The organism is Jiella flava (assembly GCF_017349315.1).
In the GTDB taxonomy this organism is placed as follows: domain Bacteria; phylum Pseudomonadota; class Alphaproteobacteria; order Rhizobiales; family Rhizobiaceae; genus Jiella; species Jiella flava.
Genome location: NZ_JAFMPP010000006.1, coordinates 95872 through 112474 on the forward strand (window position 1 = coordinate 95872; position 16603 = coordinate 112474).

The window sequence follows — 16603 nt, forward strand, 5'->3', positions numbered from 1 at the left end:
GATTTCGGCCCGAAAACCGGCAGCGGTTTTCGGGCCTTACTGGTGCTTGGGACCGATCGCGGCATCCAGACGATCCAAGCGATGCGGCAACCCGAACGGGCTCACGATGCGCCTTCGACCGTTGCGATCAGGGTTTGAAGCGCGTCTGCCGTCGCCTCGGGCGCCTCCATCGGCACCATATGACCGACGTCCGGCAGGGCGATCAGCCGCGCGCCGCAAATTGCCGCCGCCATCTCCTGTGACCGTTCAGTCGCGATCACTTGGTCGGAGGTTCCGGTAACGATAACCGTCGGCACGTCGATCGACGGCAACAGCGGCCGCTGGTCCCGGCGCGTTATGATCGCCGCCTGCTGGCGGGCAAAGACGGCCGGACCGACGGCCAGCGCCATATCGAGATTGCGCGCATCGCGGTCTTCAGTCCGCGTGGCGGCCCCAAAGAGCCGGTCGCTCATCAGCTTGGTGACGGCCGCGATCCCGCGCTCGCCGGCCATCGCAACCAATCGCCGGCGTAGCGCCGTCTGCTCCTCACTGTCCGGCCACGGCGACGTCGACAACAGCGCCAGCCCCGCCACCCGCTGCGGTGCGAGCCGCACCACCTCCAACGCCACATAGCCGCCCATCGAGTGTCCGCACAGAACGAACTGTCCGGGCGCCGCCTCCAACACGCGCCGGGCCATGGCTGCGATCGTATCATCCTTCAACGTATCCGCAACGAACGGCGCCACCCCCAACACGTCGATCAGCTCGCGATAGACATCATGCGTGGACAACAACCCAGGAATGACAACCAACTGCGTCTTTTTCACCAGTCTGCCCTCAAAATCGGCCCACGACGCCCCATATGGGTGCTGACGGTTGACATAGGACGGCACTCGCCCTATCGCCCGACTGGGCTTCAAAGGCGCCATTGCGCCTCTCTCGATTTAAAGAGTACTGCCAGCTTGACACTCTTCTCCGATCTCGGTCTCAGCGCCAAGGTACAGGCTGCTGTCGAAGCGGCCGGTTATAAGGAACCGACGCCGATCCAGGCGGAAGCCATCCCCCATGCTCTGGAGCGGCGGGACGTGCTCGGCATCGCTCAGACGGGAACCGGCAAGACGGCGTCGTTTGTCCTGCCGATGTTGACGATCCTCGAAAAAGGTCGCGCGCGGGCCCGCATGCCGCGCACGCTGATCATCGAGCCCACCCGCGAACTCGCGGCGCAGGTCGAAGAATCCTTCACCCGCTACGGCAAGGACCAGAAGCTCAACGTCGCGCTGCTGATCGGCGGCATGTCCTTCGATGAGCAGGATCGCAAGATCGACCGCGGCGCCGATGTTTTGATCGCAACGCCCGGCCGCCTGCTCGATCATTTCGAGCGCGGCAAGCTGCTGCTGACCGGCGTCGAGATCCTGGTCATCGACGAAGCCGACCGAATGCTCGACATGGGCTTCATTCCGGACATCGAAAAGATCTGCAAGTTGTTGCCCTTCACCCGGCAAACGCTGTTCTTCTCGGCAACGATGCCGCCGGAAATCACCCGCCTCACCGAGCAGTTCCTGCAGAATCCGGTGCGCGTCGAGGTCGCCAAACAGGCCTCCGCCGCTTTGACGGTCACCCAGCGTCTCGTCGCTGCGGGCCGCAAGGAGTGGGATAAGCGGGACGTTCTGCGCACCATTGTTCGCGAGCAGGACGATCTGACCAACGCCATTATCTTCTGCAATCGCAAGCGCGACGTCTCCACCCTGTTCCGCTCGCTCGAAAAGCACGGCTTTTCCGCCGGCGCGCTGCATGGCGACATGGACCAGCGCGCCCGCATGATGATGCTGCACAATTTCCGCGAGGACAAAATCCAACTCCTCGTCGCGTCGGACGTCGCCGCCCGTGGTCTCGACATTCCGAAGGTGAGCCACGTCTTCAACTTCGACGTCCCGATCCATGCCGAAGATTATGTGCACCGCATCGGCCGGACGGGACGCGCGGGACGCTCCGGCAAGGCCTTCACGCTGGTCACCAAGGCCGACAAGAAATATCTCGACGCGATCGAGAAGATGATCGGCACGTCGATCGAGTGGCACGGCACGACGATCGCGGATCTTGTCGAAGAGCCGGACGAGGACGATCGCTCCCGTCGGCGCGGAGGCCGCAAGCCTGCCGGCGAGAAGACCGAGCGGCGTGGCCGCCGCTCTAGGAGCGAGGCCAAGGTCGAGGCGGCCGACGCCGACGAGACAAATGCCAACGTGTTGGACCGCGCCGAAGCCGGAGAACTGGATATGCCCGTGGAAGCGATCGCCGAGCGGCCGACCGCCAAGGACAACACCGCATCGCGGGCGACGTCCGCAAGCTACGACCGAGGCACGACGTCGAGCCGCGCGCGGCCGAAGCGCAACGTCGATGCGCCGAAGAACAGCGGGCGCCAGCGCGGCGAAGAGACCAATCAACTCGTCGGTTTCGGTGACGACATCCCCGCCTTCATGCTGATCGAAACCGGCGCCTGAGTGCGATTTTTCGCTTCCGCCCCCGCACTCGACCCACGCACTCGGCCCCACACCCTGCCTGACACTCTGATTGAGTCGACGAATCCCGCTCTGCCGAAAATCAATGCCGATTTTCGGGCCGATTCTGGAGCGTCCGGCGTGGCCGATCGGCAGCGCTCGGGCCCGTTAGCCGTCGATCGATAGACCGTCCGTGCTATCGCTCAGCCGGCGTAGTTCTTGCCGGGCCTGGGTGGTGATCTCGAGCTTCAAACGCACGACACCATCCTCGCCGTCCTCCCGCTCAACGACGCTGCCATTGTCGTAGATCCAGGGCATCACCCCCATACCCTCCGGCGTCACCGCCACCGAGACACGGGTGAGATGCCCGGCGATCCGCCGTTCGACATCGGCGAGAAGCGCGTCCGTCCCCTCCCCGGTGACCGCCGAGACGATCTGCGCCGCCCGCCGATCGGCAAGGGAATCGCGCGCCGCGGCAAGGCGATAGCGCGCATCCTCTTCTAGCCGGTCGATCTTGTTCCAGATCTCGACCACATGGTCGGTATCTTCGGTGTCGACATTCAGATCGCGCAGGATCTGACGCACATCCTCGGCCTGGGCAAGCGTATCGGGATCGGAGACGTCGCGCACATGCAAGACGAGATCGGCCTCGACAACCTCTTCGAGGGTCGCCCGAAACGCGGCGACGAGATGGGTCGGGAGGTCGGAGACGAACCCGACCGTATCCGAGAACAGGACCTCGGTTCCATGCGGCAGAACCGTCCTGCGCAGTGTCGGATCGAGGGTCGCGAACAACAGATCGCGGGCGAAGACGTCGGAATTTGTAAGCCGATTAAACAATGTCGATTTGCCGGCATTGGTATAGCCAACCAGCGCAACGATCGGATGCGGCCGCTTGCGCCGCTTGGCGCGATGCAGCTGGCGGGTGCGGCGCACCTGCTCCAGCTCACGCTCCAGCCGCTTGATCTTCTCCTGCAGTTGGCGACGGTCGGCCTCGATCTGGGTTTCGCCGGGGCCGCCCATGAAGCCGGCACCGCCGCGCTGGCGTTCGAGGTGGGTCCAGGATCGGACGAGCCGGCCGCGCTGATAGTTGAGATGCGCGAGCTCGACCTGCAGCCGGCCCTCCTTGGTGCGCGCCCGCCGGCCGAAGATCTCCAGGATCAGACCGGTCCGATCGAGAACCTTGGTGTCCAGTTCCTTCTCGAGATTGCGCTGCTGAACCGGGGTCAGCGGATGGTCGACGACGATCAGGCCGATCGCCTCGGCAGCAATGATGCCCTTCAGCTCGTCGACCTTGCCACTGCCGATCAAAGTTGCCGGTTGCGGCTTCTGGCCGGAGACGATCCCGCTCGCGACGATCTCCAGTTCGATCGCAGCGGCAAGGCCAACAGCTTCGTTGAGCCGCGCCTCGTCGCTGCGCCTGACGGCTTCGAGGCTCGACGCCGTTCGGCTGTCGGCATCCGGTCGCTGCTTGAACACCGGAACATAGACCGCCGCCCGGGTGGGCTCACGGGAATGATCGACCGGTCCGCGCGGCTTTTTATCCTGAAATTCCGCCAATCAGGCCTTCCCGCCGTCTTCGCCGCCCTCGTACATCTGCACGGGCTGCGAGGGCATGATCGTCGAGATCGCATGCTTATAGACGAGCTGCGAGTGCCCATCGCGCCGTAACAGCACGCAAAAATTGTCAAACGACGTGACAACACCTGTCAGCTTGACGCCATTGACGAGAAAGATCGTGAGAGAGATTTTCTGCTTGCGGACCGTGTTGAGAAACAGATCCTGCAGCGGCTGAGTGCGCTCTGGCATGCAGAGAAGTCCTTTATTCTATTTGTGCTGCAGCCCAATGGAAATACGGCGCGGTCGAATGCCCGAACCCCGACGCTCTTGATAGCGCAGGCGTCGAGCGCTTCGAAGCCCCATGTGACGAGAATCACGAGGCAACTTCCGTGCCGTGCACGAAAAAATGCATAAAAGACGCGATCGCCGCCGTCAGAAGAACTCCAGGCTGACCCGAAACATCTGCTCGACGTGACGCACGGCCGCTGCCGCAGCGAAGATCACCACCCGGTCCTTCGCCTTGATCTTGGTCTGTCCGGTCGGCTTCACATAGGCGCCGCTTCTGAAAATGGCGCCGATCCGCAGATTGTCCGGCAGATCGAGATCGCGCAGCGGCGCCCCGACCAGCGGCGAGGTTTCCAGAGCCTCGGCCTCGATGATCTCCGCAACGCCATTCTGGATCGAGTGGACCGCCCGAATCCGCCCGCGTCTGACATGCTGCAGGACGCGGGAGATCGTCACCGTGCGTGGATTGATGAAGGCGTCGATGCCGAGCATCCGGGTAAACCCCTGATAGTCGGCATTGTTCAACAGCGCCAGATTGCCCTTGCAGCCGAGCCGCTTGGCCATGACGCTGGACAGGATATTGACCTTGTCGTCGTTGGTCAGCGCCACCAGAAGATCGCTGGAGCCGATGTCGGCTTCCTTCAAAATGCCCTGGTCGAGGCCGCTGCCATGCAACACGATGGTGCGCTTCAGCCCGTCAGCGATCGCCACCGCGCGGTCGTGATTGTGTTCCACGACCCGGATCTTGGCGCCGAACTTGCGCCGCTCGATCTGGTGGGCAACGTAGTAGCCGATATTACCGCCGCCGACGATGACGATTCGGCCGGCTTCCGGCTCCTCATGGCCGAACAGGCCCAGGGCGCGACGCACATGCCCGCGCTCGGCGACGACATAAGCGACGTCTCCGGGCACCATGTGATCGCCCGAGCCCGGGATGAACAGGCCGTCGCCGCGCCAGATGCCGACGACCGTGGCATTGAGATCGGGAAACAGATCGGTGAGCTGATCGAGCGGCGTGTTGATGACCGGACAGTCTTCACTGCATTCGATCGCGACCATTGCGATGTGATCGTCGGCAAAGCGCACCGCATCCATCGCACCCGGCAGCGCGATCCGCCGTAGCACCATCTCGCCGACCTCGGTCTCCGGCGAAATGATCACGTCGATCGGCATGTTCTCGGTCGAAAACAGATCTTGCCAATGGGGCTGCAGATAACTCTGCGAGCGAATTCTTGCAATTTTCGTGGGCACATTGAACAGCGAATGGGCGACCTGGCAGGCGACCATGTTGACCTCGTCGTGCAACGTCACGGCGATGATCATGTCGGCCTGCTCGGCGCCCGCCTCGGCCAACACGTCCGGCTGCGCGCCATGCCCGACGAAGCCGCGGGCGTCGAGATTGTCGCGAATGGCCTGAACCAACGTGCGAGACGTATCGATCACCGAGACGTCGTTGCGCTCCGACGCCAGCCGTTCGGCAATGCCGTAGCCGACCTGCCCCGCACCGCAAATGACAACCTTCATGCCGGCCGCCCCTCAATGATCGAATATCGCGGCGACGCCGTCTTTGCTCTCACCAAGATCAAATACCGAGCGATTTGAGTTTACGATGCAGGGCCGAGCGCTCCATGCCGACGAATTCGGCGGTGCGCGAGATATTGCCGCCGAAGCGATTGATCTGGGCAACGAGATACTCTTTCTCGAACACCTCACGCGCGTCGCGCAGCGGCAAGGCCAAAATCTGGCCATTGGCCTGGCTCGGCGTGCGCGGCAGCATATCGCCGACCTCGTTCGGCAGCATGTCCGCCGAAATCGGCTCCTCCGCCTCGCCGTCGCGGGCAAGAATCATCAGCCGTTCGACGTTGTTGCGCAGCTGGCGTACATTGCCCGGCCAGTCGCTGGCCTGGAGCACGGCCATGGCCTCGTCGCTGATCGGCTTCGGCTTGATGCCGGTCTGCTCGCTGATCTGCTTCATGAAAGCGTCGATCAGCATTGGGATGTCCTGCCGGCGATCGGCGAGCGGCGGCACGGAAATCGGCACCACCGCGAGGCGATGGTAGAGATCTTCGCGGAACAGCCCCTCGGCGATCAGCGAATCGAGATTCTGGGCGGTCGAGGAGATGATCCGGACATCGACCTTGACGCGCTTCGAGCCACCGACCCGTTCGAAGGTCTGCTCGGTCAGAACCCGCAGGATCTTGTTCTGGGTTTCGCGCGGCATGTCGGCGATCTCGTCGAGATAAAGAACGCCGCGATGGGCTTCTTCCAACGCGCCGATTTTGCGCTCGACGCCCGGCGGCGTCTCGTTGCCAAACAGCTCGATCTCCATGCGATCGGGCGTGATAGCCGCCGCGTTGAGCGCGATAAACGGGCCCGAAGCGCGCGGCGATGCGGCGTGGATGGCCCGCGCCACCATTTCCTTGCCGGAGCCGGACGCGCCGAGAATCATCACCCGGCTGTTGGTTGGCGAGACCCGCTCGATGACGTTGCGCAGCTGATTCATCGGCTGCGACTTGCCGATCAGCTCGGCAAAATCGCTGGACCGGCGTTTCAGCTCCAGCACCTCGCGTTTCAGTTTCGAGGTCTCGAGCGCGCGCTCGGCGATGAGAATCAGCCGATCGGCCTTGAACGGCTTTTCGATATAGTCATAGGCGCCGCGCTTGATCGCCGAAACGGCGGTCTCGATGTTGCCGTGGCCGGAGATCATCACCACCGGCACCTCGGGATGCTGGGCCTTGATCGCGTCGAGCAGGTCCAGGCCATCGAGCCGGCTGCCCTGCAGCCAGATGTCCAGGAACACCAGCCGCGGCACCCGGTCGGTGATCGCCTGCAAGGCGGCATCCGAGTTGCCGGCCGTTCGGGTCTCATGCCCCTCGTCTTCGAGGACCCCCGCGACGAGTTCGCGAATGTCGGCCTCGTCATCGACGATCAGGATGTCGGATGCCATGGCTCACCACTCCTTTCCTCAATTTCTTCGTTCGGCCCGCGTCCGCCCGTGGTGGCAGAGCCGGCCGGCAGCACGATCCTCACCATCGCGCCTTGTGGCTGATCCGGCGCATCTTCAAGCGAAATGGTGCCGCCGTGGTCTTCAATGATCTTGCGAACGATCGCGAGGCCGAGACCGGTCCCCTTCTCGCGGGTCGTCATGTAAGGCTCGAGCAGCCGATCGCGATCGTCTTTGGGGAAACCGCGACCATTGTCCACAATATCGATGCGATAAATGTCCCCTAACGCCTTGGCACGAATTGCGATCCGTCCCTCGACACCCTCAGTGGATTCGAGCGCCTCGACGGCGTTCTTGACCAGATTGCCAAAGGCTTGGGACAACAGTCTTATATCGTAAGAACCCAGCATCGGCTTGTCGGGGATGTCCGCGGTGAACGCGATTCCGTGATCGCCCATCTCCCGCATGAACACCGCTTCGCGCAGGGCATCGCGCAGATCGATCTTCTCGATCTTCGGCTTCGGCATGCGGGCAAATGTCGAAAACTCGTCCACCATCCGGCCAATGTCGGAGACCTGGCGGATAATCGTTTCGACGCAGCGGTCAAAAACCTCGCGGTCATCTTCGATCCGCTTGCCGTAGCGCCGCCGGATGCGCTCGGCCGACAGCTGGATCGGGGTCAGCGGATTCTTGATCTCATGGGCGATGCGCCGGGCGACATCCGCCCAGGCAGACGTCCGCTGGGCGTCGACGAGATCGGTGATGTCGTCGACCGTGACCACCGATGCCTGATCGCCCTCACCCTCCTCCGAGGAGGTGATGCGGATCGCGAGCGTGCGCTCGCGCTCGCGAATGCGCAGCTTGGCCTCTTCCTGATATTCCGGACGGCGCGAGGCCGCCGCCGCCTTGTGGATCTGACCGATCGCCGGGAAGGCGTCGTCGAGCTTATGCGCCGTCACCGACCCGGCGCCGACATCAAGGATGCGCTCGGCCGAGGGATTGAGCATCGAGATCGTGCCGTCCCGCTCGATGCCAAGCACGCCGACGGTGACACCGGACAGCACCGCCTCGATGAAGCGCCGGCGTTCGTCGATGACATCCTTGGCGTTGACCAGCTCGGCGCGCTGGCTGCGCAGCTGGAGAATCATATTGTTGAAGGTATTCGACAACGAACCGACGTCGCCGTCGGACACCCGCACCGGCACCGACACCGACAGATTGCCCTCCGACACCTCATCGGCGGCTCCGATCAACAGCCGAATCGGCCGCACCAGGCGATCGGCGACGCCGATACCGGTCCAAATCGCCGACAACAGAACGATCAGGGTAATGCCGAGATAAAGCAAACCAAAGGCGACCTGCAGGCCAAAGCGATTTTCTCGCAGGCTTGAATATTCCGCCGTGCGCTCTTCCATCTCGCGCAGCGCCCGGATCACCTTCGGATCGACCGCCCGCACCGTATAGAGATAGGTGTCCGCGATCTGACGCAACCGGATGATCGAGCCGACGAGATTGGTGATACCCGGCGGAATGAACACGAGATTGCCCTGGGCCGCCTGCTGCAACGCGTCCGCCGGCGGCACCGGCAGCGGCTTGGTCTTGTCGACATCGGCCTTCAGGATCGGCTTGCCGTCGAGGCGCAAGAGCTGGGCCCCCAAGAGCGAGCGCCCTTGCGCCTGCTCGGTCATCAGCTGCTTGAAACCGGTCGGATCGAGATCATAGAGCCGTCGCTGTTGGTCGAGGTCGTAGGCCATCGACAGCGTGGTGCCCTGCAGATTGCGGGCGTTCTCGTTGACGTAAGCACGGGCGACGCTGATCGAGGATTCGACGATCGCCTGGGTGCGCATGCCGAACCAGCGGTCGAGGCCAAGATCGAGGGTCACGCTGGCGACGATCGCGACGAGCAAGGCCGGCAGCGCGGCAATAATCGAGAACAAGACGACGATGCGCACATGCAGGCGCGAGGCGGCCCTGCCCTGTCGCCGGGCCCGTACCATCCGCAGCACCTCGCGGCCGATCAGCACGCAGAGCAGAACCACGAAGGCACCATTGACGGCCGACGCGATGGTGACGATCGTGTCAGACGGCTCGATCGGCGTCAGGCCCATCAGCACGACGAACGAGATCGCCCCGGTGATCAACGCCCCGAGGACGGCGAGCAAACCGGGGAATAACAGGAATCGGCGCCGTTCCATCAGGAACGGCACTCCGGCGTCAGTGTCGAGCGGTTGTGTCGTCATGCAATCGAATACAATTTCAACTCCCGTTGCCAGAGAGCAACGGAATGTGTCCAAACTGCAACGAAACGGCGGAAAAGACCAGTCAGCGGATCGATCTGACGACGGAAATATCGAGGTCGCGGATCTTTTTTCGCAACGTATTCCGGTTGACGCCGAGGAGGTCGGCGGCTTTGACCTGATTGCCGCGCGTCGCGGCCAGAGCCGCGGCGATCAACGGATACTCCACCTCACGCAAGATCCGCCCATGCAGCCCCGGCGGGGGTAGATCGTCCCCGAAGGACGAGAAGTATTCGGCAAGGTATCGCTCCACGGAAGCGCTGAGATCAACGGGTTTGGAGGATTCCGCATCAAGGCCCGGCGCCTTGATCGGATCGTTGGTCAGCTCGTGCTCGACGATCTCGGTGGCGATCTCATCCTGCGGATAGAGCGCGGCCAGACGGCGGATCAGATTTTCCAATTCGCGCACATTGCCGGGCCAGGGATAGCGGCGCATGACGTCGAGCGCCCCCTGGCTCAGCGCCTTGCGCGGAAGCCCTTCCTTCTCCGCGGCTGCGAAGAAATGTCGCGCCAGATCCGGCAGGTCCTCGATCCGTTCGCGCAGCGGCGGCAGGCGAAGCGGCACCACATTGAGTCGGTAGAACAGATCCTCGCGGAACTGCCCACGGGCGATGAGTTGGCGCAGATCCTTGTTGGTGGCTGCGACGATGCGGACGTCCGTGGCGATCGGCGTGCGGCCGCCGACGATCGTATATTCGCCCTGCTGCAAAACCCGCAGCAGGCGTGTCTGCGCCTCCATCGGCATGTCGCCGATTTCGTCGAGGAAGAGCGTGCCGCCCTCGGCCTGTTCGAACCGGCCGCTGGTGCGTGCCTGGGCACCGGTAAAAGCGCCCTTTTCGTGGCCGAACAATTCCGATTCAATCAGATCGCGCGGGATCGCCGCCATGTTGATGGCGACGAAGGGCCCCTTCCGGCGTCGGCCGTAATCATGCAGCGCCCGGGCGACGAGCTCCTTGCCGGTGCCCGATTCGCCGGTGATCGTCACCGTCAGGTCGGTCTGCATCATTCGCGCCAGCGCCCGGTAGATGTCCTGCATCGCCGGCGAGCGGCCGACCAGCGGCATCGATTCCTGGAGGTCGTCCTGGACATTGGTTCGCGGGGTCTTCTTCGGCTCCGACAGCGCCCGGCGAACGATCGAGACCAGCTCGGTCAGATCGAACGGTTTGGGGATATAGTCATAGGCTCCACGCTCTGAAGCCTTGATCGCCGTCATGAAGGTGTTCTGCGCACTCATCACCACGACGGGCAGGTCGGGGCGGGAATTCTTGATCTTCGGCAGCGTGTCGAAGGTGCTGCCGTCGGGCATCAAAACGTCGGTGATGACGAGATCGCCCTCGCCGGCCGAGACCCAGCGCCAAAGCGTCGCGATGTTGGAGGTCACCCGGACCTCGAAGCCGGCCCGCATCAATGCCTGGGAAACAACCGTCCGGATCGCGGCATCGTCGTCGGCTACGATGATCTGCATTGCCATGGTCGGAATTAGTCCTGTTCGTCGCTCTCGGCCGGCGCGGGAAATTCGCGCCAGGCCGGCATGAGAATGCGGAACACTGTGTGTCCGGGTTGGGATTCGCACTCGATCACGCCGCCATGATCGCCGACGATCTTGGCGACCAGCGCCAGGCCGAGGCCGGACCCGCTCGGCTTGGTGGTCACGAAGGGATCGAAGATGTGCTCACGAATGTCGTCGGGAACGCCGTCGCCATTGTCCTCGACGGCAAATTCCAGCGGTAAGGTCACGCGGTCCCTCGTGCCGGGAACAGACAGCCGCACCCCGGGTTTGAAGGCCGTGGTCAGCCGGATTTCGCCGTCTTCCCTGCCGCGGACCGCCTCGGCGGCATTCTTCAGCAGATTGAGGAACACCTGCACCAGTTGGTCACGATTGGCAAAGACCGGCGGCAGCGATGGGTCATAGTGTTCGAGAATGCGGATATCGCGGGCAAAGCCGTTCTTGCCGAGCGTCTTCACATGTTCGAGGACCGAATGGATGTTGACCGCCGAGCGTTCGATCGGCCGCTGATCGGAGAACACCTCCATCCGGTCGACCAGCTTGACGATACGGTCACTCTCTTCCTGGATCAGTCGGGTCAGGGCCCGGTCCTCGTCGCTGGCCGAGGTGGCGAGAAGCTGGGCCGCCCCCTTGATGCCCGACAGCGGATTGCGGATTTCGTGAGCGAGCATAGCGGCGAGGCCCGTGACCGTGCGGGCGGCCGAGCGATGGGTGAGCTGGCGGTCCATCTTCTCAGCGATCGAGCGCTGCTGGATCATGACAACGACGAGATTCGGCGCTTCTGCCATCGGCGAGACGTAAAGGTCGACCAGCCGCTCGCCGCCAAGACGCGGCGACGACACGTCGACGCGGTACTCGCTGATCCGCGTCTGCTCGACCCGCGCCTGCTCGACGAGGAAAAACAGCGGGCTGTCGCCGGGCACGAAGTCCTGTAACCGCTTGCGCGCGAGATAGGCTAAGCCGGCGGAAAAGAACTGTTCCGCCTCGGAATTGGCAAAGCGAAAGCTGCCGTCTTCGTCAACGACAATCACCGGATGATAGAGCGAGTTCAGCATCTGAACCGCTTCGCTCGGGATCGGCAGATCCGTTGGATGATCGGTCATGGTCACGCAGCCTCCGCCTTCGGCGCAGCGATCGCCGACTCGATATCGGCAAGGCTCACGCCCGCAAACAGCTGCGCCACGGCGCGCTTCACGGCAACAGGATCGGTTCCGGTCATGACCGCCTTTCGCTGGTCCGGCAAGACGACACCGCCCGCCGCCGCAAACCGGTCGAGATACCAACCGAGATGCTTGCGGGCATGCCGAGTGCCCGTGACTGCGCCGTAATGGTCAAGCATCGCCTCGTAATGTTCTTGGACGAAGGTCGACAGTCTCGTTCCCGAGAGGTCTTCAAGAGCGATCGCGCCCGCCATCAATCCCGGCAGCCAGGGCCGCCCATAAGCACCCCGCCCGATCATCACCGCGTCGGCACCGCTTTGCGCCAGCATCTCACCCAGCTGGCCAAACGAGACGAGATCGCCATTGGCGACGAGCGGGATCGAGAGCCCGTCCTTCACCGCGCGGATCGCCCGCCAGTCGGCCGTGCCGTCGTAAAAATCCATGCGGGTGCGGCCATGGACCGTCACCATGCGCGCGCCGGCCTCTTCGGCTCGGCGGGCAAGCCACGGCGCGTTCATCGCGCTGCGGTCCCAGCCAAGCCGCATCTTCACGGTGACCGGCACCGCGCCGGCGCCTTGGACCACGGACTCGACGATCGCCAGCGCGAGCGCCGGTTCGCGCATCAGCGCGGAGCCGGACAGGCCACCGACCACCTTCTTCGCCGGGCAACCGAAATTGATGTCGATGATGTCGGCACCGGCATCTGCCAGACGCCGCGCCGCCTCCCCCATCACCGCCGGTTCACGCCCAGCCAGTTGAACGGCATGGATGCCATGCGCATCACGCAACGCTCGCAAGGTCGATTCGGCGACGCCTTTGAGATATTCCCCGCTGGCGACCATTTCGGACACCACGAGTCCCGCCCCAAAGCGGCGGCACAGCCGTCGAAACGGCCCGTCGCTCACGCCGGACATGGGGGCGAGCAGGACGCGATTGGCCAGGCTGTGCGGACCCACTTGCAGCGGACGGGAGACGTCCGGCAATCTCTGCTTTTCGCCTAAACGTTGAGCGATCATCGTAACTGTCGATTCTTGCGGCATCTGACCTGTACTTAATCGTAGCATGCTCAAATGACAAGCAAGTTGGTGCTTGCGCGACCGCTCCGGTTCGTGCACCTCAACCCACACCAATTCTAATGAGGTCGTGCAGGCATGAAGGACAGCGTCGCGGCGATCCTGGTGGCGGCTGGACGCGGCGAACGCGCCGGCCGATCCATCGAAGGACCGAAGCAGTACCGCTCGATCGGTGGCCGCGCCGTCCTTGCCCACACGCTGGCGGCCTTCCGCAGCCATCCGCGCATCGACGACATCGTCATCGTCATCCACGCGGATGATACCGAGCTGTGCGAGCGTGCCCTCGGCCCCAATATCGCCGGCGCCTTTCTGGTCACCGGCGGGGCCGAGCGGCAGATCTCTGTGCGCTGCGGCCTGGAGTTTCTCGCGACCGCCAGACCAACACCGCGCATTGTGCTGATCCACGATGCCGTCCGCCCCTTCATCGATCACGAGACCATCGACCGCGTTATCGTCGCCGCCGAGGACTTTGGTGGCGCGATCCCGGCGATGCCGATCGCCGACACGATCAAGCGCGCCAGCAGCGACGCGACCATCGCCGAGACGGTGCCGCGGCGGGGCTTGTTCGGCGCCCAGACGCCGCAAGGCTTTCACTTTGAAGGCATCCGCGACGCTCATGAGAAAGCCGCGCGTTCGGGCCGTTCAGACTTCACGGACGACGCGTCGATCGCCGAATGGGCCGGCACGACGGTGATGCTGGTCGAAGGGGCCGTCGGCAACGTCAAGCTCACCACGCGCCAGGACATTGCCGCGGCCGACCGGACGTTGAAGGAGAGACAGGCGATGATCGACGTTCGCACCGGCAATGGCTACGACGTGCATCGGCTGATCGCCGGCGCTCAGGTTACCTTATGCGGCGTGACGATCCCCCACGATCAAACGCTCGACGGCCATTCCGACGCCGATGTCTGCCTGCACGCTTTGACCGACGCGCTGCTCGCCACCTGCGGCGCCGGCGATATCGGCGACCATTTTCCCCCAAGTGATCCGCAATGGCGCGGCGCAGCCTCCAAGATCTTCGTTGAGCGCGCCGTGGCGATCGTCCGCGAAAAGGGCGGACGGATCATGAATGCCGACATTTCGCTGATCTGCGAAGCGCCGAAGATCGCGCCCCATCGCGAGGCAATGCGCGCGGCGGTCGCCGAAATGACCGGCCTGTCGCTCGATCGGGTGTCGGTCAAGGCGACAACCAACGAGGCTCTCGGCTTTCTCGGCCGGCGCGAGGGAATCGCCGCGATCGCCACCGCTTCCGTCGTCTTTGGGGAAACCGCATGAGCGACACGCGTGAGATTGCGGACCTCGCCGCGGAGATCGTCATGCGATACGCCGCCGCCGGCTGGACGATCGCGAGCGTCGAATCCTGCACCGGCGGGCTGGTCGCCGGCGCGATCACCGATATTGCGGGCTCGTCGGCCGTCTTCGACCGTGGCTTTGTCACCTATTCCAATCAGGCGAAAATCGACCTCGTCGGCGTCGACGCCGCGGCTCTCGCCGCCCATGGCGCGGTGTCTGAAACCGTGGCACGGCAGATGGCGGATGGGGGCCGCAGGCGCGCCGGTGTCACCGTCGCCGTCTCGATCACCGGAATTGCCGGCCCCGGCGGCGGAACCGACGCCAAGCCCGTCGGCCTCGTTCATTTCGCCTGCGCCAGCGAAGCCGGCACACGGCATCGCGAGGAACGCTTCGGCGATCTCGGGCGCGCCAGGATCCGCTCGGCCGCGGTCAAGACCGCCCTTGGCATGCTTCGGGATGCGATCGCGGCAAGTTCGGCCTCATCCTGAGCGTCGATGATGGCGCCGCGGTCAAGACGTCAGGTGGTGCGCGCAGCCGAACCGATCAGCTGTAGATCTTGTCCGCCCGCTCTTCGAAGGCGGTGGCAAAGCGGCGGAAGGCATAATCGAACATCGAGCCCATCAACACACCAAGGGTGCGGCTCTTGAACTCGTATTCAATGAAGAATTTCACGTTGCACTCGCCCTCACCCGTCGGCTCGAAGGTCCAGCGATTGTCGAGAAACTTGAACGGCCCGTTGACGTAGGAGACCTCGATCCTGCGCTCTTCCGGCTTCAACAGCACCTGCGAGGTGAATGTCTCGCGGATCATTTTATAAGCCACCGTCATATCGGCGATCAGAAGGCGCTTGCCTTCCTTCTCGCGTTCCGAGCGGACCGACAGCGCGTGACAGAGCGGCAGGAACTCCGGATAGCTTTCGACATCCGCGACGAGTGCAAACATCTCGTCGGCAGTGTGATGGACGTGTCGGGTCGTTTCGAATTTCGGCATGACGACAGGAAAATCAGGCGGCGGACTGACGCGCCAGCCGCGCAGCCTTGAGGCGTTCGAAATCCTCTCCCGCATGGTGCGAGGAGCGGGTGAGCGGGCTAGCCGAGACCACCAAAAAGCCCTTGGTCAAGGCGACCTTTTCGAAGGACTGGAATTCCTCTGGCGTCACATAGCGAATAACGGCGTGGTGTTTCTTAGTCGGCTGCAGATACTGGCCGATGGTGAGGAAATCGACGTCGGCGGTTCGAAGGTCGTCCATCAACTGCAGCACCTCGTTCCGCTCCTCGCCAAGGCCGACCATGATGCCGGACTTGGTGAAGATCGTCGGATCGAGTTCCTTGACCCGCTGCAGCAGCCGGATTGAATGGAAATAGCGGGCGCCGGGGCGCACCGTCAGATATTTCGACGGCACGGTTTCGAGATTGTGGTTGAAGACGTCGGGCTTGGCTTCGACCACGCGCTCCAGCGCACCGGGCTTGCGCAGGAAATCCGGGGTGAGGATCTCGATGGTCGTGCCGGGCGCCGCCGCCCGGGTCGCGCGAATAGTTCGCACGAAATGCTCCGCGCCCCCGTCGGAAAGGTCGTCCCGGTCCACCGAGGTAATGACGACGTGGTTCAGTCCCATCCTGGCGACGGCGCGCCCAACACTCTCGGGCTCGCTCTCGTTGAGGGGATGCGGCATACCGGTCGCGACATTGCAGAACGAGCAGGCCCTGGTGCAGATGCCACCCATAATCATGAAGGTCGCGTGCTTTTTCTCCCAACATCCGCCGATATTGGGGCAGCCGGCCTCCTCACAGACCGTGACGAGCCGATTCTCGCGGGCGATTTTTTGGGTTTCAAAATAGCCCTTGGAGACCGGCGCTTTGACGCGGATCCAATCGGGCTTCGGCGGACTCGCCGCTGCGTCCGGCCGATGAGCCTTTTCCGGATGACGAAGCCGCGGCTTGTCGGGAGCGGGCTGACGGGTATCGAGGATGGTGACCATGAAGCCTACTTAAGCCTCCGGTTTTTGCGATG

Annotated in this window: 14 protein-coding genes; 3 read left to right on the forward strand and 11 right to left on the reverse strand. The window is 63.5% G+C overall.

Features of this window, described 5'->3' with window-relative positions; translation table 11 throughout:
• Window positions 1-101 precede the first annotated feature (101 nt).
• Entirely contained in the window at window positions 102-806 is a 705-nt protein-coding gene (locus tag J1C48_RS08780; protein ID WP_207257462.1) for an alpha/beta fold hydrolase, read from the reverse strand.
• Window positions 807-941: 135 nt separating this feature from the next.
• Between J1C48_RS08780 and J1C48_RS08785 the strand changes: the two genes are divergently transcribed.
• Window positions 942-2477: a DEAD/DEAH box helicase gene (locus J1C48_RS08785; protein WP_207257463.1), complete on the forward strand. Its 1536-nt coding sequence runs from the start codon at window positions 942-944 to the stop codon at window positions 2475-2477.
• Between the two features lie 165 nt (window positions 2478-2642).
• Here J1C48_RS08785 and hflX read toward each other — a convergent pair whose 3' ends face one another.
• The 8 genes from hflX to dusB all read right to left on the reverse strand — a co-directional run bounded on the left by hflX (window position 2643) and on the right by dusB (window position 13243).
• Complete coding sequence (gene hflX, locus J1C48_RS08790; protein ID WP_207257464.1) at window positions 2643-4034, reverse strand: GTPase HflX; 1392 nt, start codon at window positions 4032-4034, stop codon at window positions 2643-2645.
• Window positions 4035-4283 (reverse strand): RNA chaperone Hfq, encoded by a 249-nt coding sequence (hfq, locus tag J1C48_RS08795; protein ID WP_207257465.1) that lies wholly within the window; start codon window positions 4281-4283, stop codon window positions 4035-4037.
• Window positions 4284-4466: 183 nt separating this feature from the next.
• Window positions 4467-5843 carry a Trk system potassium transporter TrkA gene (trkA, locus tag J1C48_RS08800; protein WP_207257466.1) on the reverse strand — a complete coding sequence of 459 codons (1377 nt, stop codon included), beginning with the start codon at window positions 5841-5843 and terminating at the stop codon, window positions 4467-4469.
• A gap of 58 nt (window positions 5844-5901) precedes the next feature.
• On the reverse strand, window positions 5902-7266 hold the full coding sequence (gene ntrX, locus J1C48_RS08805) for a nitrogen assimilation response regulator NtrX (protein ID WP_207257467.1): 1365 nt from the start codon (window positions 7264-7266) through the stop codon (window positions 5902-5904).
• Complete coding sequence (locus J1C48_RS08810) at window positions 7248-9503, reverse strand: sensor histidine kinase NtrY-like (protein ID WP_207257468.1); 2256 nt, start codon at window positions 9501-9503, stop codon at window positions 7248-7250. Before J1C48_RS08810 ends, ntrX begins: the two co-directional genes overlap by 19 nt.
• Window positions 9504-9585: 82 nt before the next feature.
• On the reverse strand, window positions 9586-11031 hold the full coding sequence (gene ntrC / locus J1C48_RS08815) for a nitrogen regulation protein NR(I) (RefSeq protein WP_207257469.1): 1446 nt from the start codon (window positions 11029-11031) through the stop codon (window positions 9586-9588).
• A gap of 8 nt (window positions 11032-11039) precedes the next feature.
• Complete coding sequence (locus tag J1C48_RS08820; RefSeq protein WP_425523492.1) at window positions 11040-12122, reverse strand: two-component system sensor histidine kinase NtrB; 1083 nt, start codon at window positions 12120-12122, stop codon at window positions 11040-11042.
• Between the two features lie 50 nt (window positions 12123-12172).
• Window positions 12173-13243: a tRNA dihydrouridine synthase DusB gene (gene dusB / locus J1C48_RS08825; RefSeq protein ID WP_207257471.1), complete on the reverse strand. Its 1071-nt coding sequence runs from the start codon at window positions 13241-13243 to the stop codon at window positions 12173-12175.
• A gap of 135 nt (window positions 13244-13378) precedes the next feature.
• Here dusB and J1C48_RS08830 point away from each other — a divergent pair, with 135 nt between their 5' ends.
• Together J1C48_RS08830 and J1C48_RS08835 are read left to right on the forward strand one after the other, a co-directional pair.
• On the forward strand, window positions 13379-14575 hold the full coding sequence (locus J1C48_RS08830) for a bifunctional 2-C-methyl-D-erythritol 4-phosphate cytidylyltransferase/2-C-methyl-D-erythritol 2,4-cyclodiphosphate synthase (protein ID WP_207257472.1): 1197 nt from the start codon (window positions 13379-13381) through the stop codon (window positions 14573-14575).
• Complete coding sequence (locus tag J1C48_RS08835; RefSeq protein WP_207257473.1) at window positions 14572-15081, forward strand: CinA family protein; 510 nt, start codon at window positions 14572-14574, stop codon at window positions 15079-15081. The genes J1C48_RS08830 and J1C48_RS08835 overlap by 4 nt, the downstream gene beginning before the upstream one ends.
• Before the next feature lie 55 nt (window positions 15082-15136).
• Here J1C48_RS08835 and J1C48_RS08840 read toward each other — a convergent pair whose 3' ends face one another.
• Window positions 15137-15583: a type II toxin-antitoxin system RatA family toxin gene (locus J1C48_RS08840; RefSeq protein WP_207257474.1), complete on the reverse strand. Its 447-nt coding sequence runs from the start codon at window positions 15581-15583 to the stop codon at window positions 15137-15139.
• A 13-nt stretch (window positions 15584-15596) separates the two neighbouring features.
• Window positions 15597-16571, reverse strand: a complete 975-nt coding sequence (gene lipA, locus J1C48_RS08845) for a lipoyl synthase (protein ID WP_207257475.1) — start codon at window positions 16569-16571, stop codon at window positions 15597-15599.
• Window positions 16572-16603 lie beyond the last annotated feature (32 nt).